This window comes from Barnesiella sp. ET7 (assembly GCF_024733785.1).
GTDB classification, from domain to species: Bacteria; Bacteroidota; Bacteroidia; order Bacteroidales; family Barnesiellaceae; genus Barnesiella; species Barnesiella merdigallinarum.
This window is the reverse complement of record NZ_JANRHM010000008.1, coordinates 142,947-167,298: the sequence shown is the minus strand read 5'-3', so window position 1 is coordinate 167,298 and position 24,352 is coordinate 142,947. Positions and strand designations below refer to the sequence as shown.

Below are 24,352 nucleotides of genomic sequence, written 5' to 3'. Positions count from 1 at the left end.
ACGAAAAAACATGAAACAACCGTTAGCATACGTCCATCCCGATGCCAAGATTGCCAATAATGTGGTAATCGAGCCGTTTGTTACGATCGATAAAAACGTAGTCATCGGCGAAGGGACTCAGATAGGCTCCAATGTAACCATTCTGGAAGGCGCACGTATCGGCAAGAACTGCAAGATATTCCCGGGAGCAGTCATTGCGGCCATTCCCCAAGACCTGAAATTCAACGGCGAAGATACCATTGTAGAGATTGGCGACAACACTACCCTGCGTGAATGTGTGACGGTAAACCGCGGTACCGCCGCCAAAGGCAAAACCGTAGTCGGCAGCAACTGCCTCATCATGGCCTATTCGCACATCGCCCACGACTGCGTCGTAGGCGACAACGTCATCATCTCGAACGCTACCCAGGTAGCCGGCGAAGTGGTTATCGACAACTATGCCGTCATCGGCGGGGGCACCCTCATCCACCAGTTCAGCCACATCGGTGCACACGTGATGATACAGGGCGGCTCGCACGTCAACAAAGACATCCCCCCCTACATCAAGGTAGGACGCAACCCCATCTCCTACGCCGGTATCAACTCCATCGGTCTGCGCCGTCGCAACTTCAGCAACGAGACCATCTGCAACATCCAGGAGATTTACCGGTACCTCTACCTGTCGGACATGAACAACAGCGACGCTATCGAACGCATCGAGGCCGAACTGCCTGCCACCAAAGAGCGTGACGAAATCGTCATGTTTGTGCGCAACTCCAAACGCGGTATCATCAAAGGCTATCTTTAACAGCCTGCACGATAAAGCAATGGCAGAGGCCGACCTCATAAAAATGTTGGGGTCGGCCTCTGTTTTTTCAGCCCTGTCGTCTATCGGCAAACGGCTCTTATCTCACCTTAAAAGGTCAATCGTACTCCCAAATCACCGGTTTGAGGAGCGACCAGACTCAAACGGCAATCATAGCTATTCCGCTTATTGATAGTGTTTTTCCCGTACCGCTACTCATAAACATCACTTCGCCCGTCTGCAAATCGACAATATCTTCCGAATAAAATTTTAAAATTCGATAATATTTTAATGAAATAATTTTACAGTTCGAAACTTTTAAATATATTTGCATATTGTAGAATAATATGATGGGGTATCCGAAAACCATTGAAAGAGTAGGAAAAACGAAAAAAAGAAACCATGAAAAAGATTTTCTTAGCGGCAGCTTTGGCAGCCCTGGTACTGACAAGTGTGAATGCACAGGAAAAGTACAAGCCCGATGCCATGACCGTATCCACCGAGTTGAGCTACTCGCCCGGCGGTGCTACCGATGGTGGCTTCAGCCTGCCCGAGTATGGTGCCAAAGTGCGTCTGCACTTGAACGAAAAGATGGCCGTGCGCTTGAAACTGGGATTGAACACATCGTCGCAAAAGACAACCGACTTTACCCCCAACGGCACAAACGACGACATAGAGACCTACCACCGCAACACGCAAACGATATTCTCTATTATGCCCGGCTTTGAGTATCACTTTACCAAATATGAAAGAATATCGCCTTATGTCGGAGGCGAAATCGGATTACTGTCCTCTACAACTAAAGAGACGACCAGCAGCTCAATCAGCGAAAATAAGACCATAATCAAGAATCCGGGACTGGGATTCGGCATCAACGTATTCACCGGTGTCGATGTGTACCTGTGCAAAGGCCTCTACCTGGGTTTCGAGCTTGGTCTGGGGTATGAATCGCTGGATACCAAACGTACCCTAACTACTACCATATCAGAGAACGGGACCACCGAAGACAAGGGAAACCAAGCTATACTGCAAACCTCGTTCGGCTTCCATGCCACCCCGTCGCTGCGCGTAGGTTGGTGCTTCTAATCGATCAGAAAGAGCTTATCGACTTGTATATCAACAGCGAGGCATATCACCACGATATGCCTCGCCTCTTTTAAATACATGTATCGCCCTACCCTCGAGGCCGACAGCTGCCGAAATATAAGTGTTGCCCCTATATTTTTACTGCCATTATTTGGTAAGCGAAAGTTTTTTACTACTTTTACATATCCAAAAAAAGAACCTAATTACACAACATCATGATCTATAAATTCAGAATTGTTTCGGACGAAGTTGACAATTTCAGACGGGAAATCTGCATAGACTCCGATGCCACCTTTCTCGATTTGCACGATGCCATACTCGACTCGGTGGGCTTCACCAAAGATCAAATGACCTCGTTTTTCATTTGTGACGACGATTGGGAGAAAAAGACCGAAATCACGCTCGTAGACATGGGCAAAGATTCCGACGAAGATACTTGGATTATGTCCTCGACCCGACTGAGCGAGCTGATCGAAGACGAGGGCCAACGGCTGGTTTTCGTATTCGACTACATGACCGACCGCATGTTCTTCATGGAGTTGAAAGAGATTGAGCCGGGCAAAGACCTCGATGCCCCCATCTGCACCCGCAAAGAGGGAAATCCCCCGCAACAGACCATGGACTTCGAGGAACTGGAGAAGAAGAATTCCGCCAACAACACATCGGACCTCGACGAAGATTTCTATGGCGACGAAACCTACGACCCGTCGGAGCTCGACGACGAAGGCTTTGCCGACCTGAACATGGACGACGATTACACGCTGTAAACGATTCACCCCCCCCGGGGCAACCGTATAAACGCATTACAGGGCTGCTTCGCTATCGCGCGAGGCGGCCCTTTCTCATACCCCACGAGAGACGAGACGCTCCGGCTCGGTCCCCCCCGCTACTCTACGATAGTGGCGGCGATGTGGCGCACCCCGCCATCGTTACGGAACTCGCACAGATAGATACCCTGCCAGGTTCCCAGGTCGGGGCGACCGTCGCGAATGGGAATCGTCAGCGACGGGCCCAGCAACGAGGCCTTGATATGGGCCGACATGTCGTCGTCGCCCTCACAAATGTGGCGGAAGTAAGGAGCACCGTCGGGGACTGCCCTGTCGAAAAACGAAGCGAAATCGCGACGCACGTCGGGGTCGGCATTCTCGTTGATGGTCAATGCCGCCGAAGTATGCTTGATAAACAGATGGAGCACACCGGCTTGCGGCAACTCGGGCAAGCGGGTAAAAATCTCTCGCGTTACCAGGTGATAGCCTCGCCCGTAGTGAGGCAATGTAATCTCTATCGTTCGAACCATAATACAATTTTTTACAAAGGTAATGAAAAGAAGAGAGAGAGAAACCGCCCCCTACCGCATGAGAGAGCAAAAACAGGAGAACAAACAGGAAAGAGACGCGACACCCCTCAGCGGCCCGTCTCGTGGAAAAACCGATACTTAATCCAATAGTAGAAACGCTTGAATACGTTCGAAGGCTCGGGTTTGAAGTGGACGGTTACATCTACCTCATCGCGATTGAAAAACAGAATATAGGTCGACGACACCAGAGCCACATGATACTCAAACTTCTCAATCCCGTAGATATTCCGCAACAGAATCGTGCGGAAGGGATTGTCGTCGCTCATCTGTGCAAATGTGATGGAATCGTCGGTCATGGTAACGCCATACAGCGTCCCGCAAAGAGTCATAAACTCATCGAGATTCAAATCGGATAAGGTTTTAGGCGGGCTCGAATACTTCTTATACAAAGCCTTAATGACACGTTTAGAAATCATAGCACCACAAGAATATGAATATAAGCACTTTTTCCTTGGATAAATATAAGAAAGAATAGGTATACGCCCTAATTCCCATTAAGAATTCTTCTTCTAATTAACATATAGATACATAACAAAACAAATATTAGCCATTCAAGCGTTAATAAATGCTTATTCTCCCTTCACTTCTTGACTCGCCAAGCGGCATAGCACCAGCACAAGACCAAATAAATAGGACCTGCACTACGAAAACAGATTGGTCACAGTTGATCGTACACCTTTCGATCGACAAAAAAGGAAGCGTGCGGATGACTATTTATTCCACACCCAAAACGAAGAGCAAAAATATTCGGTCACGACAACCGATCTTTGAGCGACTGAAAATCGTAACTGCCAGGCGACTGATAGATACGCAGCCCGAACTCACGAGTGATGCCCAGGGTATGGTCCATAAGGTCGGCGGCTATGCCTTCGTAGATTTTCCACACCTTTTCCGACGAAAAGAGATAGAGCTCTACGGGCAATCCCTTCTCGGCCATGGGCAGATAGCGCACCATGTAGAGCATATCGGGGTTCGACTTTCCCATCTGCCGGATATAGTTCTCGAGATAGACCCTGAAGAGCAGGGTATTGGTGACTCGCAACTCCTCGACCAGAAACCGGTTACCGGCCGCACGGGCATCGGCAATGGCCTGCAACCGCTGCGATACGAACTCGCCAATGAGGAAATTGGACTCGAACTGGTGCAGCTCCTCCTCATCGAGAAAGGTAATACTATTCACATCGAGCAGAATCTGCCGCGTGATGCGGCGGCCGCCACTCTCGAACATGCTGCGCCAGTTGGTGAACGAACCCGAAACCAACGCATAAGGGGGTATGGTCGTGGTCGTGTTGTCGAAGTTTCTCACCTTCACCGTGTTGAGGGTAACGTCCTGCACGATACCGTTGGCATTATGCGCCGGGGCGGTAATCCAGTCGCCCTTGTGCAGCATGTTGTTGGCCGACAGCTGTATACCGGCCACAAAGCCCAGAATCGTATCTTTGAATATCAACATGAGTACGGCTGCCGAGGCTCCCAATCCGGCAAACAACCGGGCAGGCGACTCGTCGATGATGGTACCCACGATACTGATAAATCCAATTGAGAAGAGTATCACTTGCAACGTCTGAATACCGCCCTTGATGGGGTAGTGGCGCAGCTCCTCCTTCTCGTTGAAGATGTCGAGAAAGGCATTGAGCATGCCGTTCAGGAAACGGAGTATCAGCGCAATGATATAGACCTTGCAGATGCGTTCGGTCAATACATACCAGCTACCCTCCGGCTCGAATGCCGAAGGCAAAAAGGCATAGAGGATAAAGGCCGGCGCCAAGGCTGCCAACCGGGCCACCACCTTCTTGTCGTACAGATGGTCGTCCCATTCGAACTTGGTACGGCGAATAACCGGCAACAACAGTTTGTTGATGAGCAGCTTGCAAACCACATCGCACACCACGGCAATGAGTACGATCAAAATCACATAAATCAAGGTATACCCTATCTCGGTGGTATCGAACATGAGACCGGCTACGGCATGCAACGAATTTTCGACAGACTCCAACATAACAATCACTTTTTCATTCTACAACCGGCTGGACTTCACTCTTCTTGCTCTTATCCTTCTTACCGAACGAGAAGCGATACCCTACCGTATAGGTAAACCCAAAGGGCGAACCCTCGGGACCGAAGCCCGGGATAAACCAAGGCTGAGAATCGGCATTCTTCTTGTAACTGAACATCATGCGGTAGCGCACGGTCCAACCCATATAGAAGTTCTTATAGACCTGAACACGCAAACCGCCCAACAGTTCGCCCCAGTGGGCCCACGACTTCTGCCCGGTCATGCTCAGTTGCTCGGTCTCTTCCCAGTACGACGACTCCATCGTGATGTTGTCGATGTCGTAGGTAAAGAACGAAAATCCATATCGCACACCGATGTAGAAGAAGCTCATCTCCTCCTTGTTGTAACCGAAGTTGTAGTTCATGCCTATGCGGTTGTAGAGCGATGGCTTGGTGCGATAGGTGAAATTCAGCTCCTCGGGGGTATTGTCGGCATAGCCCAACCCAATCTCCCACACCGGGAAGAATCGATTATGCAGGTCGAGCTCGGCCGCTATCTCGTAGTTGCCGTAACTCTGACCGAAGAGTTTGGTCACCCCGTCGAGTATATTTACATTCACCGTCAAGCCGTTGAAGAGAGGATAGATATACCCCTTGATTTTGGGCTCCTCGGGCTCGGGGGCCACCACACTGTCGGGTTGCGTAGTCGCAACCGTATCGCGCCGGGCCGTAGGGTCGACCGGCGTAATGCGACGTTGGGCCACCGACGTCAGGGCCACCAGCAGGAACAATATGAACAGTTTACTCCTCATCGGGTTCGGGGGTTTGAACGGTATAATACAGGCGCACGCTCTCTACGTCGTCGTTGGTAATCTCGTGCACGATTACGGCTACCGAATCGAGCACATGGCGGGTATAGCGACAAGTCTCGATGCTGAAGTTATACATGGCACCGCAGTCGATCGAAGCAAAATAGGGATAGGCTCGATAGACAAACGTGAGCGTGTCGTTGTTGCGGGGCGACGCGAGCGACTGTTGCAAATAGCGAATGACATATTGCGTGGAGTCCTGGGTAAAGCGCAACGGCAGATAGACCTGACTGACCGCGACGGCCGAGTCGAGCAGCATCGAATCGTTGGGCTGCCCAATCCCGTATATCGAAATCGAGTCGATGGCCAGGGCCTGCTCGTTGATATTGTAGGCATAGAACTGAGCCCGCGGTATGCTGTTGCGGTTTTCCACACAACCGTCGCTGCCGCAACTGCCCAACAGCAGCGCGTAACCACACAGCCACAGCCACCAGGCGGCCCGGGATCTTCTCAGAAGCGCTCCCATTTCACCACATCGTTAAACGGTTTACGCTTCCGCTCCGTTTCGGCAGCATCGGCCGGATAGCCTACGGGCAGAAGCACAACGGGTTCCCACGAGGGGGGCAGATTCAACACCTCGCGACAACGGGCCACGTCGAAGTTGCACACCCAGCAGGTGCCCAGCCCCTGCTCAACGGCAGCCAGGGCCAGATGCTCGGTAGCAATGGCGACGTCGACATCGCAGAAGTCCTTGCCGTCGGAGGCCCGTTTCCACGAAGCCTCGTGATTGCCGCACACCACGATGCAGGCCGGAGCCGCCGCAAACCATTCGCGCGGGTAGCACTCGTACAGCGCCTTCAGCTGCTCGGCCTCGCGCACCACCACAAAGCACCACGGTTGAAAATTCACGGCCGACGGTGCCAGCCGGGCGGCTTCGAGCATATATTCGAGTTTGGCACGTTCGACCTTGGCCGGAGCAAAGGCGCGCACCGACTTGCGGGCCTTCACCAACGCAAGCAAATCGGGATATTTATTTTCGTTCATACTATTCAAAGAGTTTCGACAGATTCGATTTTATTTCAGCTCGCTCTCTATCTGGTAGTTGTTGCGTTCGCTCGAGTTGCGCGAAATCAATTCGCCCACAAAACCGGCCAGGAACAACTGGGTGCCCAGAATCATGGCCGTGAGAGCCAGATAGAAATAGGGCGAGTCGGTCACCAACCGATAGGGCAACCCGCTGTACAGGCAATAGAGCTTGTTGGCCCCCACCACAATCACGGCGATAAAGCCCAACACAAACATCAGGCTGCCCAGCAACCCGAAGAAGTGCATGGGTTTCACCCCGAAACGAGAGAAGAACCACAGGGTAATGAGGTCGAGATAACCGTTTACAAACCGGTCGAGCCCGAACTTGGTCTTGCCATATTTACGGGCCTGGTGATGGACCACCTTCTCGCCTATCTTGTCATACCCGGCATTCTTGGCCAGGTAGGGTATATAGCGGTGCATGTCGCCGTAGACCTCGATATTCTTCACCACCTCCTTCTTGTAGGCCTTCAATCCGCAGTTGAAGTCGTGCAGATTCCTGATGCCCGACACCTTGCGGGCCGTGGCGTTGAAGAGTTTGGTGGGTATGGTTTTGGAGAGCGGGTCGTAGCGTTTCTTTTTCCACCCCGACACCAGGTCGTAACCGTCGACCGTAATCATGCGGTAGAGTTCGGGTATCTCGTCGGGGCTGTCCTGCAAATCGGCATCCATGGTGATGACCACATCGCCCTCGGCCCGCAGGAAACCGGTATAGAGCGCCGGCGACTTGCCGTAGTTGCGACGGAACTTCACCCCCTTGATGCAGGGGTTCTTCTCGCGCAGCGACTCGATGACCTGCCACGAGTTGTCGGTACTGCCGTCGTTGATAAACCAGATTTCGTATGAAAACTTGTTGGCGGCCATTACCCGCTCGATCCACGCTGTCAGCTCGGGCAGCGATTCGGCCTCGTTATACAAAGGTACGATTACCGAAATATCCATATTCCTATTGTTTTGTATGATTTGACTTTGCACGCAGTTTCACGAGCCACGCTATCGCAGCCGACAGCAACGACCCGAAAAACAGATTCACCCACATGCGCTCTACCACCACCGACATCGGCGTGGGCACGTTGCCCTTCTCGAGCCCCTCCTTCATCGCATCGAGCAACGAGGGGTCCTTGGCCATCAGATTCAGAGCCTCCATCAGCTCGACGGCCGACTGGAACTGAATCTTGATGTACTCGGGGTTGATATAGACATAATAGATATACTGGGCCAGACTGCTGATGAGCGACGTGAAGAAAAAGAGCATGATACCCATCATCCACAGTTGGGCGAAATAGGCCTTCGTCCCGCTCATCACGTCGTACTTGCGCATGGCATAATAAACCACTACGGGGATACACAACAGCATGAGCAGAGAGACTGCATTACAGAAAAAGGAGTCCATGCTACACACCTCGAAAACAAACTTGACCACAAAGTAGAGCCCCATATACACGCCCCACTCCATGGCAAACTGCACGATACTTTTCGGCTCTTCGTTTTTTACCATCAGAAACTCTTTTTTCGAATATTCGTTAGCGTACAAAGGTATCACTTTTGCGACAATATTCATAGACGACAGTGCCAAAAATCGTTGCACCGCATTCAAAATAGCCGGCCCCGACCGCTCCCCCGAAACCATAAGAAAACCTAAAAGCGGCGAATGACTTGGCAAATCGAGCCATTCTCACTACCTTTGTGGCCCTTTTATAAAGAGAGTATGAAGAGACGATATGTAATGATTATCACCGCCCTATGCGCCGCCTGCTTCTCGCTGATGGCCGACATGCCCCGGGACTACTACCCCAATACCCTCGAGGGGAAGAGCGGTGCCGAACTGAAGACCGAGCTGTACAACCTGCTCAAGAACCACACCCGCATCGCCTATGGCTCGCGCAACTACGACGGGGCCTGCACCTGGACCGTATTCAAGCAGAGCGACGTAAGGCCCAACGGTAAAGTGTGGGACATGTATTCCAACAACACCTACAGCTTCTCGAGCGGAGCCGCCAAAGGGATGAACATCGAGCACAGTGTGCCCAAAAGCTGGTGGGGCGACAGCAACTACGACGATACAACGCCGGGCTATCCCTACCAGTACGACGCCAGCTACGACCTGCACCACCTCACGCCGGCCGATGCCAGCGCCAATATGGCCAAAAGCAACTACGCTTTGGGCGAGGTGATTACCCCCTCGTTCGACAACGGGGTGAGCAAGATAGGCACCGGCTATGCCAACGGCAAGGCCACCAACCTGTTCGAGCCGGCCGACGAGTACAAAGGCGATTTCGCCCGCATGTATCTCTACTTTGTCACCTGCTACCAAAACTACACCTGGCAATCCCTGGCCAACACCATGTTTGCCCAGAACGCCTACCCCACCCTCAATGCCTATGGCCAAACCCTGCTGCTGAAGTGGCACCGACAGGACCCCGTGAGCCAGAAGGAGATCGACCGCAACAACGCCGTCTACAGTTTCCAGGGCAACCGCAACCCCTACATCGACTACCCCAATCTGGTGGAGTACATCTGGGGCGACTCAATCGGCTATGAGTTCAGCTTCTCGGGCGGACAGACCTCAACCCCGGCCATCACCGTATCGAGCAACCGCATCGACTTCGGCTACATTGCCGACGGCACCTCGAAACATGCCGAGGTTTACCTCAAGGGGCGCAACCTCACTTCGCCCGTCACAGCCCAGATTCTCAACGACGATCGCGGCGAATTTACCATAGCCTCGACCTCGTTTGCAGCCGATGCGCTCAACACGACGGGCATCAACCTCACCGTCACCTTCTCGCCCCAAACTACCGGGGCACACAACGCCACGCTGCGCCTCACGAGCGACGACCTCGAGTCGGCTACCGACATCGCCCTTTCGGGCTCGGTACTCTCGTCGCAAATCACCTATCTCGAGATTGTGGGGTTGAAATCGTCCTACAAAAAGAGCGACAGCCCCGTGACCCTGCAACTGAACACCGATGTGGCGGTCGAATGGACCATCGACGGACAAAAGGCCACCCAATTCAACCCCGCCAACCTTACGCCGGGGCTCCATACGGTCCAGTTCTCCACCTCGGCCTCGCGAGGCAAGATGCGTGTACAAATTGTCGAATAACCCTAAATGGAACCGATTATGAAAATAGAGCAATATATCCGTTATATCGTAGCCTCCCTGATAGCCCTGTCGCTGCTCTGCGGCTGCAAGGAGGAGAAAGAAGAGAGTCAACAAACCGCGTTCAACCTGCGGGTAGATGAGTCGGTAGCCTTCAAACTGCCCAAGTCGACCACCTATACCCTGACGACCGACAACCCCATTATCGACTACACCCGGTCGGGCAATGTGCTCACGGTCACCGCACTCAAGGAGGGCAAGGCCCTGCTCACGGTGGTACTCGACTCGGGCGAAAGCCGCAACTACACCTTTACCATCACGGCCAATGCCTACCAGATAGGCTTCACCATCAACTCTACCCCTCGCGTGGAGTCGTGGACGGGCTCCTCGCTCGAGACCGAAAAGACTGCCGGTCTGCAGGTGAGCTGCGAACCGGGTCTCGACATCACCGGCTCGACAGCCAGCGCCACCACTCGCTCCTACGCCTTCCTCTACCCCGAGACGGGCAAACTGCTGCGCTTCTCGGCCGAGGGCGACTTCACCCAAAAGGGCTCCCTGAGCAACGCCATTGTGGCCACCCGCGAAAGCCACAACGACCCGGTACAGTACGAGAGCTGCACCGCCACCATCGAAAAGGTGAACAGCGAGGGCAAAATCTGGTTCACCCTGCAATTTGCCGATCGCAGCGACATCCGCATCGTCACCGAGATATTCTAAATTTCAACTATAATCCTAAACAAGCGGCCCCGACGCCAATCGTGCGTCGGGGCCGTCTCCTTTATATAACTACCTCTCTCAAAACAAATGCTATTTCGAAACCGGCCGGTCGTTCCGTACCGTCCTGTTCAACCGTTCGACCATACGCTTCAGGTGGGCTTCGTTCTCTTCGTCGCTAATCGTGGGGTCTTTGGTGAAACGCCGGCAAGGCAATTCGGGACAACCCCCGCAATTTGCCCGCCCCTGCTCCCGGCAACAGCGGTAGACGGGGCACTCGTCGTCGCCGGTATACGACAACCAAAAGACCTGCCCCTCGATGGCCCGGCATCCCCGGCACGATGCCGGATAATTACCGCACTCGGCACATACCGCGCCACAAGGCGAAGGGTTGGCCACCTCATCTTTCCACAGCCACCATTTGCATTTGTTCCTGTCGGGGTGCTCGGTATTGACAAAATAAGATACGGCCCGGTAGAGATAAAGCTGACAACGGTCGATGGTGCAACCTCGCAAGCGGCACTCCTCGACATACAACTCCTCTCCGCTCTTCCCGCGCAACGACTCTATCGAGGTATATCCCATGGCCAAGAGCTCTTGCTCGGTCCGTTTCCCCACATTAGGTATCTGACGCAATTCGGTCATAACTGTCTATTTTTATTCTATCCGTCTATTCCACTCGTCCGAAGTGATTAGCATAAAATGTTCAGTACGCACATCGCCCAGCGGAGAGACTTTTCCCGTCTCAGTATGGTGGTAAGTAAACCCACACTTCTCCATCACCCGGCGCGACTTCATGTTATCATCGTAATAACCACACCACACCCGCCGTATCCCCAGGGTCTCGAAACAGCGGTGCAACAGAAAGCGCACTGCCTCGGGGATAAGTCCTTGTCCCCAATAGGGACGACCTATCCAGTAGCCGATTTCGGCATCAGCAGCCTCCATGGCGGCACTGTGCACTCCATCGCCAAACATGATGCCCACACTCCCCACCGGCTCACCTGTCGTCTTAAGCACTACGGCATAGGTCTCTGGAGCCGAGAGCACACTACGGATAATCTCCTGACTGTTCTCCACCGAAGTATGAGGAGGCCATCCGGCCACAGGCCCCACCTCCGGATCGCTGGCATAGCGATAGAGCGACGGAGCATCGGCTTCGCTCCAACGGCGAAGCACCAGCCGCAAGGTTTCGAAATATAGATCATTGTCCGGCATTATTTCAAGCATGTAACGTTGCACAATGGGCAAGCATGTAAAACTCACTATTCCGTCTTCCTCCCCATAACAATACAACCCGTAGTATGGACCGATTCGTACGATATGTCTCCAAACGAAGCTTCGCTCAACAGATGAACAATCTCTTTTCTGGAATATATGCGAACGTCTCCATCACGTCCAAAGCGAATAAACAGGTTCATCAACTGCCTCAATGGGAAACCGACGTGATAGTCGCTTATCAACAGACGGCCTTCAGGCCTCAGCACCCGACGGAACTCCGAAAGGGCTTTTGCCGGAGCAGGATAGTGATGAAATGAATCGTTGCATATCAACAGGTCAAAAATGCCATCATCAAATGGAAGATATTCAGCATCGCCCCAAAACAAGCTGGCCTTTTCTCCCAATTTCGAACGGGCTGTATCGAGCATCTTTTCCGATATATCAATACCATACAAATTCATGGCCGGACATCTGGAGCGAATTAAATAGAGCATCTCTCCAGTTCCACACCCTACATCCAACAAACTACTTATTCCCTGTAACGAGACTACTCGTTCCAATATCGAGCGATACAGTCTCCTCGCATGGGCTCCATATCGAGTCGTATCGTAAACGGCAGCCTGATGGTTAAACGAAATTCGGGAATTTTCCTTAGCGTTCATTAGATTATCATCGACAGAATTTTTCCCGTTACTTCTCTATCTTCACCTTGGCAATCATCTTGCGAATCTTACCCTCGCCGATAACCGGGGCATGAGCATCTTCGGGGAAGAAGACGGCCACCTGTCCGGGCACGAGGTGCAGCCACGAGGTGGGGCGGTCGGCATAGAGTGCGCAATCGCCCTCGGGGTCGTAGGGTTTCACCTCGTCGATCACATCTTCGAGCGCCTTCCACCCCATGGTTTCACGACCCTCGAGCAGAATCTGCACATCGATGTAGTCGCGGTGTACCTCCAGCACCTGCTTTTCGGCCGGCATGCACTCGGGGTTGACGTTGTTGATGAAGAGGTTGTCGCCGTCGAGTTCGATGCGGCCGCACGGTGTGTGCAGGATGTCGTGGCTCTTGACGTAGTCGAACAGCATCTTGAACCGCGGATGAAGCGCCTCGATACGGGCGGTATTCTGTAAATTGGTAAGTATCATAGCTTTTTGTTTTAATTTGAGTTTCAAGTTTCGAGACCGGCTACTCCATGTTGTCGGTCTTGGGCCGGAGGAAGTAGAGCTGCAAGGCCAGTGCCACGGCTACCACAATGGCCAGCATGGCAAAGCCGCTACCCAGGTTACCGCCGTCGGTCCATCGGCCCAGCAGGCTGGTAATGAAGGCTCCGGCAAAAACGCCCACCATATTCATAATACCGTAGGCCGTGGCCTTCTGCTTGGCCGAGACGAACTGGCAGAGGATGGGCATGTTGTTGGTATCGAACATGCCATACCCGATGCCGAAGAGGAGTCCGGCGCCCACCACGGCCACGATGCTGTGGCCATAGCCCAGCAGGAGCAGCGACGGTATGGTGAGGCCCAAACCGATGGCTCCGGTGTAGACCCGACCCCGCAGATTCTTCTGTACCCAGCGGTCGGAGAGTGTTCCACCGATAATGACACCCAGAAACGACGACACGGCTATGGTGATGGTCGAGAGCGGACCGGCCTGCGACATGGGCATATCGAGATTCTCCTCGAAGAGCGTGGGCAGCCAGTTCTTGGTAGCCCATCCCGGGAGACTGGGAGCGGCGAAATAGAGCAGAATCACCCAAAAGGCGACGCTGCTGAAGAGCGACTTCAGACTCACCCACACCGGTTCTTTGGCCGGTGCTGCCGTCTCGGGCACCGGCTTCTCCAGATTCACATCGGGCTTTTTATCCCGCAGAAAGAGGGTCAACACCACGGCATAGGCGATGCCGATGATACCGAACCAGTGGAAAGTCGTGTGCCACGAATAGGCTGCGGCCACCGTAGCACCGAAACCGCCGATAGCCTGGCCGGTATAGAGACCCGTCATGTGAATGCCCACTGCCAGCGAGCGCGATTTACCCGTGTGATAATCGGCTATGAGCGAAAGCCCCGCCGGAATATAGAGAGCCTCGCTTACCCCCATGAGGGCCCGAAGCCAGAAAATCTGATTGAAGGTAGTGGCAATACCCATGAGGTAGGTCACTGCCGACCACACGAACAGGCTGCCCACAATGAGCCATTTGCGGTTCAGCCGGTCGGCGATAATGCCCGACACGGGGCTCATGAATCCGTAAATATAGAGGAAGATGGCCATAAGCCAACCGAAGTTGGTGGCCGACTGCAGCTCGACAATATCGACCTGCATGGCATCTTTCATGGTACTCAGCATCTGCCGGTCCATATAGTTGAGCAGAGCGACACCCCACAAAAGAGCAACAACAATCCAAGGATAAATTTTTGAGGTCTTCACGATAAAGATTTATAAACAAACTATTAAAAAAAAGCTACGACCGGGAAGGACAAGTAGTCCCCTCTTGTGCTCCCGGTCGTGCTCAATTATCTATTCAGCATTTCCTGGCACAGTTCATACCCCTTGGTCATCATGCGGGGGATATGGAACGGGCCTTTGAAGAGATTCCCCTTAGCGGGCTGGGCCACACTGCCATCGCGATGCAGGTATCCAAACCACTCACCATACAGCGCGTCGGGGAAATGGGCGTATGTCCAGTCGCTTATCTGCGTGTGTAACTTCAAATATTTTTCATCGCCGGTCACCTTGTAGGCATAGAGCGTGGCGATGATAGCCTCGGTCTGGGGCCACCAGAACTTCATGTCCTGCGAGTAATCTTGCGGCGGATAGTTCTTGCAGTCGCGGAAGTTGATGATACCGCCGAACTGCTTGTCCCAACCCCACTCCCACGACCATTCGAGTATGGTGAGGGCCAGACGGGCGATTGCCTCGTCGCCACCCCGGTCGGCTGCCACGTCGAGCAGGAACCACGAGGTCTCTATGCAGTGCCCGGGATTGATTACCCGGCCGTTGATGGTATCGATAAATTCGCCACGGGGACCTACCGTCTCGAGCAGAGCCTTGAACTCGGGGTGCATGAAGTAGTGCTCCAGCGCATAAAGCGAGGTGGCAATCTGCTCGTCGAGTTCGGGATCGTCGATTACCTTCTTGATGCGCGAAGCCACGTTGATCATAATCATCGTGATAGAGTGCCCTTGCGCCTCGACCGTGGGCAGGTATTTGGGCTCGAGTATGCCGGGAGTCGAAAGGAAACGGCGCATGGCCTTGAAGAGGGCGAGAGCCTTTTCGGCATACTCCCGGTTACCGGTAGCCAGGGCATACTCGGCCATGGCTATGGCGGCGAAACTTTCGCTGAAGACGTAGCGGCGTTTCCGCAACGGAGTACCGTCGGCGGCCACCTCGAAGTACATGCGGCCGTCGCTGTCGAAACAGTGGGCCTCGATAAAGTCGAGCGTACTCTTGGCGGCATCGAGCCACTCCTGGCGTTTCTCTATATGATTGTAGGCATAACTGCACGTAAAGGCAAAGCGACCTTGAAACCACACCGACTTGGTGGTGTCGATGAGGCTGCCGTCGCGGTCGACACAAGTGTACACCCCGCCGTTTTTCCGGTCGAGGCCATACTTGAGCCAGAACGGCATGATGTTGTTCAACATGTCGTTTTTATACCGCTCGGCCCAATAGCTCAGATAAATTCGAGTATCCATTGTCATCGCCTCCTATCAAAACTTGTTGCAACGCTCGAAGAATCCGATAGCCTCCAGTTCGGCCTTCATGCGAGCCTCTTCTTCGTCGGTCATATTCTGGAACGGCGTGCGGTTCTTGCCCAGGTCGAGCCCGATCAGTTTCATAATGCGCTTACCGGCCACGATGTTGCCCCGGTAGTGACAAATCACGTTGATGACGTCCTGTGCAAAGTTCTGGAGCTCGCGGGCTTTCTCGATGTCGCCGGCGTTCCAGGCATCGATAATTCCTACCAGATTGATGCCGTTGTAGTTGGTCGTACCGCCTATACCGCCCTGTGCGCCGCCCATAGCCAGCGAGGGGAGTATGGTTTCGTCCTGCCCGTGCAGCATGTCGTATTTGCCGTTTTTGTAGAGGCGGCACTGGTTGTATTCGTAGATACTTTCGTAGGTATATTTGATACCGGCGAAGTTGGGAATGCGGCCGTCAACGGCCTCGAGAAACGAGGTCATGGGCAGATAAGCACCGTTAAAGGCCGGTATGTGGTAATAGTAGAAGGGAAGTTGAGGTGCTCCGGCAGCAATCTCCTCGCAATATTTCACCAACTCTTCGATGCGACCGATTTTCGGGAAGGGAGGCGCCATGGCTCCAATACCCCAAGCCCCAAGTTTCTGGGCATGCTCGGCCAACCGTTTACTCTCTTTCACACAGCAACTGCCTACATGTACAATCACCTTGAATCCGGCGGGGGCGACTCTCACCCACTCTTCGGCCAGTCGCATGCGCTCCTCTTCGGTGAGCATGTAGCCTTCGCCCGACGAACCGTTGATAAATACACCTTTCAGGCCGTTCTTCACCAACATGCGGGCATAAGCCTCGATGGGCTCTAAATTCACCTCTCCTTGTTCGTCAAACGGCGTAAACGGAGCATCGATCAATCCTACTATCTTTTCCATATCTTTTATTAGTAAATTATTTTATTAACTACTGGCAAATTTAGGATTTTATATTTATTAAAACAAGTAGAACGAAGAAAAAATATCTTTCATTTCAAATTTGCTCCTTCTGCTCAGAGGAGTATACCTTTCCCGCCGGTACGACAGACGTAGCGCCATCGGTATCGCGCCACTCAAAAGCGCCTATTTGTGAACTCCTTACACCAGGTTTCACCTCGCCACATACCATTATCAAGAGCGAATCGTCAAGCAACAGCACCCCTCCGGCTCGGTTCAGCCCCTCGACTGAGGGCGAGACCGACCAGTCGCCACGGGTCGTATTATAGATAAGCACCTCGTTATTAAATCGATACCATTCGATTGGTTTCTTCATGTAGTCGGCGGGAGCCCTGCCTTCCATGGCTTCTTTAAATATTTTATAATCTACGCCTCCCGTCAACAGCAGGCAATTACCGACAACAGCCCCGCTCCCTCCCGAGATGGCATACCGTCCACCGTCGGGCGCGACAGGGAAAGGCACAGGATTGCCCCACTGCCGGGTCGCCACATCGTAGGGCACCATATCGGCAGGAATCGTACAGGTGCGCGTCGACGGGTCGTAACTGAAACCTCCGGCCAGATAGAGCTTGCCGCCCGCAGCCAGCAGAACGGGTTGCACCCGATTCGGAGCCGGATAGTCGGGAAGCCGGGTCCAGACCCGACTCTTCAGGTCGAGGGCATAGAGGGCACGACCGCCATCGGACTGGTTTCCGCCCGTTACATAGACTACCCCGTCGACCGATGCGGCAGCTCCGTTGTCGATAGCCACAGGCAACGGCGGCAAATCACGAAAGCCCCACGCGGCCACGCTATCGGGCCCCGGTTGTGACTCGATGAGGAAAGCCCGCGTCACCGCCGAGTCGGCATCCATACCACCTACGCATACCAACCCCTCGTCGGTCTCGGCCGCGGCCCCGTAGGCCAATGCCTGAGGCAAATCGGGCAACACCCGCCAACCGCTGTCGGGCCGAGCCATATCCAAGGCATAGAGGCTGCTGTAAAACCGTTTCACACCCCCATCGGCCGCCGGCACATCGGGGAAATTGCAGCCGCCACCTACCACCATATAGTTGCCCACCATCCCGGCAAAGGGGGCCGAAACGCCTCCCGGCACAGGATAGTCGGGCAAACCTACAGATTCACGACTGCCGCCCGTCGAGCCGCCGCAGCTCGCCAATACGAGCCACAATCCCAGCACTACTCCACATTGTATCGTTTTCATAAACAAGCCAAATTTTCGACCGATTACTCTCATCTATAATCAAAGGAAAGGAACAACCGGAAACTCCATCCTCCCACCCTTCGACCCTGTCGGCCGTATCTTATATTTTCCCAAATATACACTTAAGCATCAATTTTTGCCACTTATTCCTAAAAAAAGTTTAGTTACTTAAGATTTAAATCCTACATTTGCATAAATGATAATCCCTTTGTTGAAACCATGAACCTGCTCTCCGAAATCGAAAAAGGCACCCGCAGTGCCGCCATGAAGAAAAAAATCATAGGATACTATCTTTATAACCAGTCGTCTACCCTGCCCGACCTGGCCAAGGAGTTGAACATAAGCGTACCCACGGCTACCAAGTTTGTCTCCGATATGCTCGACGACGGCTACATCATCAGCTACGGCAAGATGGAGACTGCCGAGGGGCGTCCTCCTACGCTCTACGGACTGAACCCCGATTCGGGTTATTTCATCGGTGTCGACATCAAAAAGTTCTCTATCAACTTTGCGCTGATGAACCTCATCGGCGGAATTATCGAAACCCGCATGGATGTGAAATGTCAGTTGGAGAATACCCCCGAAGGACTCGAACTCCTATGCGACCATATACGCGACTTTTTGCAAGCCATCAACATAGACCAGAAAAAGATACTCAACATTGGCATCAACATCTCGGGCCGGGTCAATCCCGAGTCGGGATACAGCTTCTCGCAATTCAATTTCGAGGAGCGTCCCCTGGCCGAGATTATGACCGAACGAGTAGGTGTGGCCGTAAGCATCGACAACGATACCCGGGCCATGACTTATGGCGAGATGGTCAAAGGGGTAGTCAAAGGTGAGAAAGACATCATCTTCATCAACCTCAGTTGGGGACTGGGCAGCGGACTCGTATTCGACGGCAAGCTGTACAAAGGCAAATCGGGATTCAGCGGCGAGTTCGGCCATTTCGGAGTCTTCGACAACGAACGGCTGTGCCACTGTGGCAAACGGGGATGCCTCGAGACCGAAGTCTCGGGCGAAGCGCTGTATCGGGAGTTGCTGCACTGCGTGCACGAAGGCAAACAGTCGATTCTCTCCGAACGAATCGAGCACGACGAGGCGTCGCTCACTCTGCCCGACATTGTCGAGGCAACCAACCGGGAAGACCTGCTGTGCATCGAGCTCACCGAAGAGATAGGTCAGAAACTGGGCCGGTACCTGGCCGGGCTCATCAACCTGCTCAACCCCGAGCTCGTGGTTATCGGAGGCGTACTCGCCCAGACCGGCGACTACATATTGCAACCCATCAAAAGCGCAGTACGCAAATACTCGCTCAACCTGGTCAACAAAGACTCGGCCATCGTCCTCTCCAAACTGCAGGAGAAGGCGGGTGTCGTGGGAGCCTGCATGCTGGCCCGCAGCAAAATGTTCGACTTCGGCAAGGAGTAATCTCTACCCTTTTTATTTGTCGCTTCGGTAATAAATTCCTATCTTCGTGATAAGAATATTATTACTGTACTCGATACCATGAAAAAGAAGAGGACTACCTCGGATACCCCTCACCAGAAAGAGACTATCGTATTCAAGGGAGATGAAGACAAAGAACCCATAGAGTCGGCATTGGACGATTTTTTCGACTTCGATTGGGATCCCAAAAAGGGAAAGGAGACTCACGTCAGCCCGTTGCATGCACAGATATGCGACTCGCTGGACACCCCCGTTTCGTTCGAAACGCAACGTACCCAATATGCCATAGACCGGGTGAAAGTGATAAATATCTCGACCAACGTCGTTGCCATCAACTACGACGATGACGAGGAAATCAGGTGGGACGACACCATCACGTTCGAGCTGCTCTCGCCCGAGGGAAGAACCTATGCCAAGAACCACCTGTCGTGCACCTTCTGGACCGAATTGGATACCCCGCTCCTCTCTCGATTCTCCGTAGAACTGAACGACGACCCTACCGGAGAGTGGAAAATCAGAGCCTTTTCGCCCACCTGCGAAGAGGAGTTGTCGCTCTCGTTTGTAAATCTGCCCCACCAATACGACGAAGTTTTCGAGATAAACAACTACCTGGTTTTCAAACCAAGCGAGATAGTCGACCCAGAGAGTACACCCCCTGCCAACTACATCGGCATCGCCCCGAAAGAGGACGAAAGCTACACCATAGGGCTGTGTTGCATAGGGAAGGACAAGGAACCCGCCTCCTACGAGTATGAACTGAAAATCAAGAACTCCACGGGCATCACCACCTACTATACGACCGGGTTCTTTACCAGTCAGCCCGACAACGAAAACAACCTGCTCTACATCATGCAAGAGTCGGTCGACTTCGACCAGTACGAACCGGGCGACTATACCGTGGAGATTTGGGCTTTCGGCGACAAAATCATCGATGCCCCTCTGCATATAGGCAAGGAGCAGACCGGCGAATACAACCTCTACACCATACAGACCCGCCCCCCTGTGGGCAATATCAAAGAGGCGTCGGAATCCAAACCGGGAGAACGCGATGCAATGGATGCCCTCCAAGAGATGGTCGGCCTCCGCTCGCTCAAGCAGAGTATAGCCGACCACATCAACTACGTGAAGCTGCTGACCGCCCGCAAAAAGGCGGGACTGAAAGCGACCATCCCGCCCCTGCACATGATTTTTACCGGGAACCCGGGTACCGGCAAAACGACCGTGGCCGACTTTATGGGCGAGATATTCCACAAGATGGGGCTGCTCGAGAAGGGGCATGTCGTCTGCACCAACCGCAGCAAACTGGTAGGAAAATGGATTGGCGACACCGAGCAGAAGACCGAGGCGGCCATCGAAGCGGCCAAGGGCGGCGTGCTCTTCATCGACGAGGCTTACAGCCTCTACACCAACGACAAGGATGGCGACCGGAGAGACTATGGTAACCGGGTAATCGAAACGCTGCTGCCCAAACTCTCGGACAGCAACTTCGGCACCATCGTCATTCTGGCCGGCTATCCGGCCGAGATGGAGCAGTTGATGGAATCGAATCCCGGCCTGAAATCGCGATTCCCCTTCACCTTCCATTTCGAAGATTATTCGCCCAAAGAGCTGCTCGAGATTGCCGAGCTCACCATACGCCGCGAGGGATACACCCTCACCGACGAAGCTCGCGAAGCCCTCTCCCAGCTCATCAAAGCCGAAAGCAAGAAACGCGACCGCCACTTCGGCAATGCCCGTTTCGTCAATCGGATTATCCAGTCGGAGATTTTGCCGGCCATGGCTACCCGGCTCAACAAAAGCGGAATTTACGATTCTCCCGGCGACAACCGGCAGGCACTCATCACCATCGAGCGAGACGATATACCCAAACATGTCGACGAGAAATCGCTCGTCGTCACCGAACCGTTCGACGAAACGGCCATCGACGAGGCTCTGGCCCGGCTCGACCGCATGATCGGGCTCACCCAGGTCAAGGCTGCCATTCACAACTTTGTTACGGTAGCGCGGCTGTTGCACCGGAACGGAAAGAACTTCTTCGGAGAGATTCCGCTCAAATGGAGTTTTGCCGGCAATACCGGCACCGGAAAGAGTACCGTGGCCCAGATTATGACCGATTTGCTGAAAGCGATGAATATCCTCGACAACGGCAATTTTACCGAAATCAAGGGCGAACAGCTCTACAACGTGCCCGACTACAAGGTCGACGAAGTGCTGAAAGAGGCCATGAAGCGATCGCAACAGGGGTTGCTCTTCATCGACGGCGACTCTCCCAAATTCAAAAATGCCGCCAACACCTTCGACAGCGAACAGTTGCGCATCAAACTGGCCGAGTATACCTCGACCCTGCCCGGTGCCCACGCCCTCATCATTGCCGAGAATCGGGCTCCCCGCCAAGAGCTGGTAGAGCAACTGATCGACAACGGAGCCCCCGAGGTCGACCACACCCTCATCTTCGAGGATTACACCCAGGACGAACTGTTCGAAATTCTGAAGCAGATGCTCTCCGACAAGGGATTTGCCATCGGCCCGGAGGCCGAGGCCGTCATGCGGCGCTACATCAGGCATCTGGCAGCCGACCGCCGCTCGTGCTATGCCAACGCCCGCACGATGAAAATCATCTCGCGCACCATCATGCAGAATACCTACCTGCGAATCAGCCACACACACGAAGCCCCGGCCGAGGCCACGGTACTTCGGGACGACGTGACCTGTTTCGACGTCGACGGGCAACGACCCCGCCACACCATAGGTTTCTGCTGACGGGCAAAGCTATCGGTTCAGATACGAGGGGTTACGCTTCAGCCACGCGGCGGCATACTCGCACGAGGCCCGCGGTGTGAGGTTTTGCGACAGGGCATAGTCATACGCTGCCTTTACCAGGACAGCAGCAATGCCTCTGCCTCCAATCTCGGGGGGAACGATGGTGTGCTCTATATCGAGGCAACCGTCGGTAATCACATACGACACATAGGCTCTGACGCCGTCGACCGTAGTCTCGAAAAGACATTTCGGTACATCATGTACAATCTCCATAGCTCTGTCTGTTTAGTTATACAAATATATATACCCGTTGAGATAAGTCGCAAACAAGAGCCACAAAAAATAGGGGACAAAGAGCCACGATGCCGCCTTGTCGCGCGGATAGGCCCCCACGATATAGATTAGCGCGAGCACATCGAGCAGCAGAATATCGACCAGCCCCAGCAACGGATACCTGAAGGTAAAGAAACAGAGACTCCACAAGAAGTTGAGCACCAACTGCACACCCCATATCGTGAAGAGCATGCGGTCGCGGGCCCGATCGATCAAGCGTCCCAACGAGACGCCCATACACACATACAGCAACGTCCAGGCTATGGGAAAGGCCACACCGGGAGGGGTAAGCACCGACTTGTCGAGCCACGGATACCACTCGACCATCGACCGGGCCTGAAACAGACTGCCCGCAAATCCTACCCCCAGACACACCAGTACCGGGAGCAGATAATAGACGATTCTTTTCATCTTTGCTTGTTGTTAAAGAGTTTATCTCTTCAACAAACCGGCGGGCGTAAAGTTTGGTTACAGAAACATCGTCAGCAGCGGAATGCTCACCACCGAGAGCAGCGTGGTGATGAAGGTGCCTTCGGCCATAATCACCTCGCCCCGCTTGTATTTGATGCAGAACAGCGTGCCATACGAGGCTACAGGCATAGCCGACAGTACCACATTGATGTCGGCTATGGTTTCATCGACACGGAATACACGCGAGAGGCACAGGATGAGCAACGGTATCAACATCAGACGCAAAGCCGACATCAGATAAATCGAGGGGTTGCCGAACATCCGGCGGATGGGGACTTGCGCAATCGACGAACCGATAATGAGCAGCGCAGCCGGGACCGTGATATTGCCCAACAGAAGACAAGGTGTGGTAATGACCCGCGAAGGAATCCAGCCGGTCACCACTATCAGAATCGAAAGATACGACGCAATCATGGCCGGACTGTACAGCGTACTCCAGTCGAAGCGCATCTTTCCCTGGTCGCCCGAAATGAAAAGGGTTCCGAAAACAAAAATCAGCAACGTACTGGGGAAATTGAGTATACAGGCATAAAATACGGCACTGGGACCAAAAATCGAGGCCACGATGGGGTACCCGATGAAACCCACATTGCCAAAGGCCAGCATGAAACTGTATATGCCCCGTTCCATAGGCTTGACCGGCATATAGTGCGGCAACAGAAACGCCGCCCCAATCAAGAGAATATAGGTGGCAAAACCGACAACGAGCAGAGGCAGAATCAGGGTCTTGTCGGGAAGCGTGTCGCCCATCACCGACGAGAGTATCAGACAGGGACAAGTGACATTGATTACCAAGTTGGACAACTTGCGGTCAAAATCCGCATCCATCATATTCATCTTGCTCAAAGCATAACCGACGATTACCAGAATGAACAGGATAATCATCTGTGTGATTATAGCCTCCATCGTATACTCTACCTTAAAAAATACCCTATAAAAGAAAAAGGCACCCGTTTCTGGTGCCTTATCTTTTGAGCCTCTTGTCGGATTCGAACCAACGACCCCGAGATTACAAATCACGTGCTCTGGCCAACTGAGCTAAAGAGGCAGGTGGGTAAGCTATCTACATCGCGCCGCTACAACCGGCTACCCTTGCTGCGGTCAAGCCCTGGGGGATTCACAAGGAGCTGGCCGTATAGGACTTACCCGGGCACAAAAGTAGATATTTTTTCGCAGATAGCAATAGTATTGTACAAAAAAATTTACCACTTTCTCGTATCTTCCTAAGAACAAAACATTTAACTTAGGCCTAAGTCTCTCACATTTTTCCACAGTCCATTTTATCGAGGACATTTACTCC

The 24,352-nt window shown here is 53.2% G+C and carries 26 protein-coding genes and 1 tRNA gene; 7 read left to right on the top strand and 20 right to left on the bottom strand.

What is annotated here, in order from left to right; genetic code table 11:
• Positions 1–10: 10 nt before the first annotated feature.
• From lpxA to NW211_RS07130, 3 genes are all read left to right on the top strand, one after another.
• Positions 11–787: an acyl-ACP--UDP-N-acetylglucosamine O-acyltransferase gene (lpxA, locus tag NW211_RS07140; RefSeq protein WP_087409192.1), complete on the top strand. Its 777-nt coding sequence runs from the start codon at positions 11–13 to the stop codon at positions 785–787.
• Positions 788–1,186: 399 nt separating this feature from the next.
• A complete protein-coding gene (locus NW211_RS07135) occupies positions 1,187–1,870 on the top strand; it encodes an outer membrane beta-barrel protein (protein WP_258327401.1) in 684 nt (227 codons plus the stop codon).
• 215 nt (positions 1,871–2,085) lie between these two features.
• Positions 2,086–2,637 (top strand): hypothetical protein, encoded by a 552-nt coding sequence (locus tag NW211_RS07130; RefSeq protein ID WP_087409194.1) that lies wholly within the window; start codon positions 2,086–2,088, stop codon positions 2,635–2,637.
• 119 nt (positions 2,638–2,756) lie between these two features.
• On the opposite strand, the gene NW211_RS07125 is transcribed toward NW211_RS07130, so the two are convergent.
• The 8 genes from NW211_RS07125 to NW211_RS07090 form a co-directional block, all read right to left on the bottom strand.
• A complete protein-coding gene (locus NW211_RS07125) occupies positions 2,757–3,167 on the bottom strand; it encodes a secondary thiamine-phosphate synthase enzyme YjbQ (RefSeq protein ID WP_258327400.1) in 411 nt (136 codons plus the stop codon).
• A 107-nt stretch (positions 3,168–3,274) separates the two neighbouring features.
• Positions 3,275–3,574, bottom strand: coding sequence for a hypothetical protein (locus NW211_RS07120; protein ID WP_258327399.1), 300 nt, complete (start codon positions 3,572–3,574; stop codon positions 3,275–3,277).
• Between the two features lie 404 nt (positions 3,575–3,978).
• The gene (locus NW211_RS07115) at positions 3,979–5,226 is read right to left on the bottom strand and encodes a mechanosensitive ion channel family protein (protein WP_087409198.1); all 1,248 of its coding nucleotides are present in this window, start codon (positions 5,224–5,226) and stop codon (positions 3,979–3,981) included.
• A 13-nt stretch (positions 5,227–5,239) separates the two neighbouring features.
• On the bottom strand, positions 5,240–6,034 hold the full coding sequence (locus NW211_RS07110) for a DUF6048 family protein (RefSeq protein WP_258327398.1): 795 nt from the start codon (positions 6,032–6,034) through the stop codon (positions 5,240–5,242).
• The gene (locus tag NW211_RS07105) at positions 6,024–6,557 is read right to left on the bottom strand and encodes a DUF6452 family protein (protein ID WP_258327397.1); all 534 of its coding nucleotides are present in this window, start codon (positions 6,555–6,557) and stop codon (positions 6,024–6,026) included. The genes NW211_RS07110 and NW211_RS07105 overlap by 11 nt, the downstream gene beginning before the upstream one ends.
• A complete protein-coding gene (locus NW211_RS07100; protein ID WP_258327396.1) occupies positions 6,542–7,075 on the bottom strand; it encodes a nitroreductase family protein in 534 nt (177 codons plus the stop codon). Before NW211_RS07100 ends, NW211_RS07105 begins: the two co-directional genes overlap by 16 nt.
• Before the next feature lie 30 nt (positions 7,076–7,105).
• Positions 7,106–8,059 carry a glycosyltransferase family 2 protein gene (locus NW211_RS07095; protein ID WP_087409202.1) on the bottom strand — a complete coding sequence of 318 codons (954 nt, stop codon included), beginning with the start codon at positions 8,057–8,059 and terminating at the stop codon, positions 7,106–7,108.
• Between the two features lie 4 nt (positions 8,060–8,063).
• Complete coding sequence (locus NW211_RS07090; protein ID WP_087409222.1) at positions 8,064–8,615, bottom strand: DUF4199 domain-containing protein; 552 nt, start codon at positions 8,613–8,615, stop codon at positions 8,064–8,066.
• Positions 8,616–8,825: 210 nt separating this feature from the next.
• Here NW211_RS07090 and NW211_RS07085 point away from each other — a divergent pair, with 210 nt between their 5' ends.
• The gene (locus NW211_RS07085; RefSeq protein WP_258327395.1) at positions 8,826–10,223 is read left to right on the top strand and encodes an endonuclease; all 1,398 of its coding nucleotides are present in this window, start codon (positions 8,826–8,828) and stop codon (positions 10,221–10,223) included.
• 18 nt (positions 10,224–10,241) lie between these two features.
• A complete protein-coding gene (locus tag NW211_RS07080; protein WP_258327394.1) occupies positions 10,242–10,937 on the top strand; it encodes a hypothetical protein in 696 nt (231 codons plus the stop codon).
• Positions 10,938–11,027: 90 nt separating this feature from the next.
• Here the strand turns inward: NW211_RS07080 and NW211_RS07075 are convergent, their stop codons facing one another.
• From NW211_RS07075 to NW211_RS07040, 8 genes are all read right to left on the bottom strand, one after another.
• A complete protein-coding gene (locus NW211_RS07075; RefSeq protein WP_258327393.1) occupies positions 11,028–11,579 on the bottom strand; it encodes a helix-hairpin-helix domain-containing protein in 552 nt (183 codons plus the stop codon).
• 12 nt (positions 11,580–11,591) lie between these two features.
• Positions 11,592–12,152 carry a GNAT family N-acetyltransferase gene (locus NW211_RS07070; protein WP_258327392.1) on the bottom strand — a complete coding sequence of 187 codons (561 nt, stop codon included), beginning with the start codon at positions 12,150–12,152 and terminating at the stop codon, positions 11,592–11,594.
• A gap of 47 nt (positions 12,153–12,199) precedes the next feature.
• Positions 12,200–12,817 (bottom strand): class I SAM-dependent methyltransferase, encoded by a 618-nt coding sequence (locus NW211_RS07065; protein WP_258327391.1) that lies wholly within the window; start codon positions 12,815–12,817, stop codon positions 12,200–12,202.
• A 28-nt stretch (positions 12,818–12,845) separates the two neighbouring features.
• A complete protein-coding gene (locus NW211_RS07060) occupies positions 12,846–13,298 on the bottom strand; it encodes a YhcH/YjgK/YiaL family protein (RefSeq protein ID WP_087409207.1) in 453 nt (150 codons plus the stop codon).
• 40 nt (positions 13,299–13,338) lie between these two features.
• On the bottom strand, positions 13,339–14,577 hold the full coding sequence (locus NW211_RS07055; RefSeq protein WP_087409208.1) for an MFS transporter: 1,239 nt from the start codon (positions 14,575–14,577) through the stop codon (positions 13,339–13,341).
• An 86-nt stretch (positions 14,578–14,663) separates the two neighbouring features.
• Complete coding sequence (locus NW211_RS07050) at positions 14,664–15,845, bottom strand: AGE family epimerase/isomerase (RefSeq protein WP_087409209.1); 1,182 nt, start codon at positions 15,843–15,845, stop codon at positions 14,664–14,666.
• 15 nt (positions 15,846–15,860) lie between these two features.
• Positions 15,861–16,778: a dihydrodipicolinate synthase family protein gene (locus NW211_RS07045; RefSeq protein WP_258327390.1), complete on the bottom strand. Its 918-nt coding sequence runs from the start codon at positions 16,776–16,778 to the stop codon at positions 15,861–15,863.
• Between the two features lie 94 nt (positions 16,779–16,872).
• Positions 16,873–18,039 (bottom strand): cyclically-permuted mutarotase family protein, encoded by a 1,167-nt coding sequence (locus NW211_RS07040; protein WP_158096874.1) that lies wholly within the window; start codon positions 18,037–18,039, stop codon positions 16,873–16,875.
• Positions 18,040–18,258: 219 nt separating this feature from the next.
• Between NW211_RS07040 and NW211_RS07035 the strand changes: the two genes are divergently transcribed.
• Both NW211_RS07035 and NW211_RS07030 read left to right on the top strand, forming a co-directional pair.
• Positions 18,259–19,470 (top strand): ROK family transcriptional regulator, encoded by a 1,212-nt coding sequence (locus NW211_RS07035; protein WP_258327389.1) that lies wholly within the window; start codon positions 18,259–18,261, stop codon positions 19,468–19,470.
• 78 nt (positions 19,471–19,548) lie between these two features.
• The gene (locus NW211_RS07030; protein ID WP_258327388.1) at positions 19,549–22,248 is read left to right on the top strand and encodes an AAA family ATPase; all 2,700 of its coding nucleotides are present in this window, start codon (positions 19,549–19,551) and stop codon (positions 22,246–22,248) included.
• A 9-nt stretch (positions 22,249–22,257) separates the two neighbouring features.
• On the opposite strand, the gene NW211_RS07025 is transcribed toward NW211_RS07030, so the two are convergent.
• From NW211_RS07025 to NW211_RS07010, 4 genes are all read right to left on the bottom strand, one after another.
• Positions 22,258–22,521, bottom strand: a complete 264-nt coding sequence (locus tag NW211_RS07025; RefSeq protein ID WP_258327387.1) for a GNAT family N-acetyltransferase — start codon at positions 22,519–22,521, stop codon at positions 22,258–22,260.
• 12 nt (positions 22,522–22,533) lie between these two features.
• Positions 22,534–22,992 carry a TspO/MBR family protein gene (locus NW211_RS07020; protein ID WP_258327386.1) on the bottom strand — a complete coding sequence of 153 codons (459 nt, stop codon included), beginning with the start codon at positions 22,990–22,992 and terminating at the stop codon, positions 22,534–22,536.
• 57 nt (positions 22,993–23,049) lie between these two features.
• Positions 23,050–23,958 (bottom strand): AEC family transporter, encoded by a 909-nt coding sequence (locus tag NW211_RS07015; protein ID WP_087408527.1) that lies wholly within the window; start codon positions 23,956–23,958, stop codon positions 23,050–23,052.
• Positions 23,959–24,026: 68 nt separating this feature from the next.
• A tRNA-Thr gene (locus NW211_RS07010) sits at positions 24,027–24,100 on the bottom strand.
• Between the last annotated feature and the right edge of the window lie 252 nt (positions 24,101–24,352).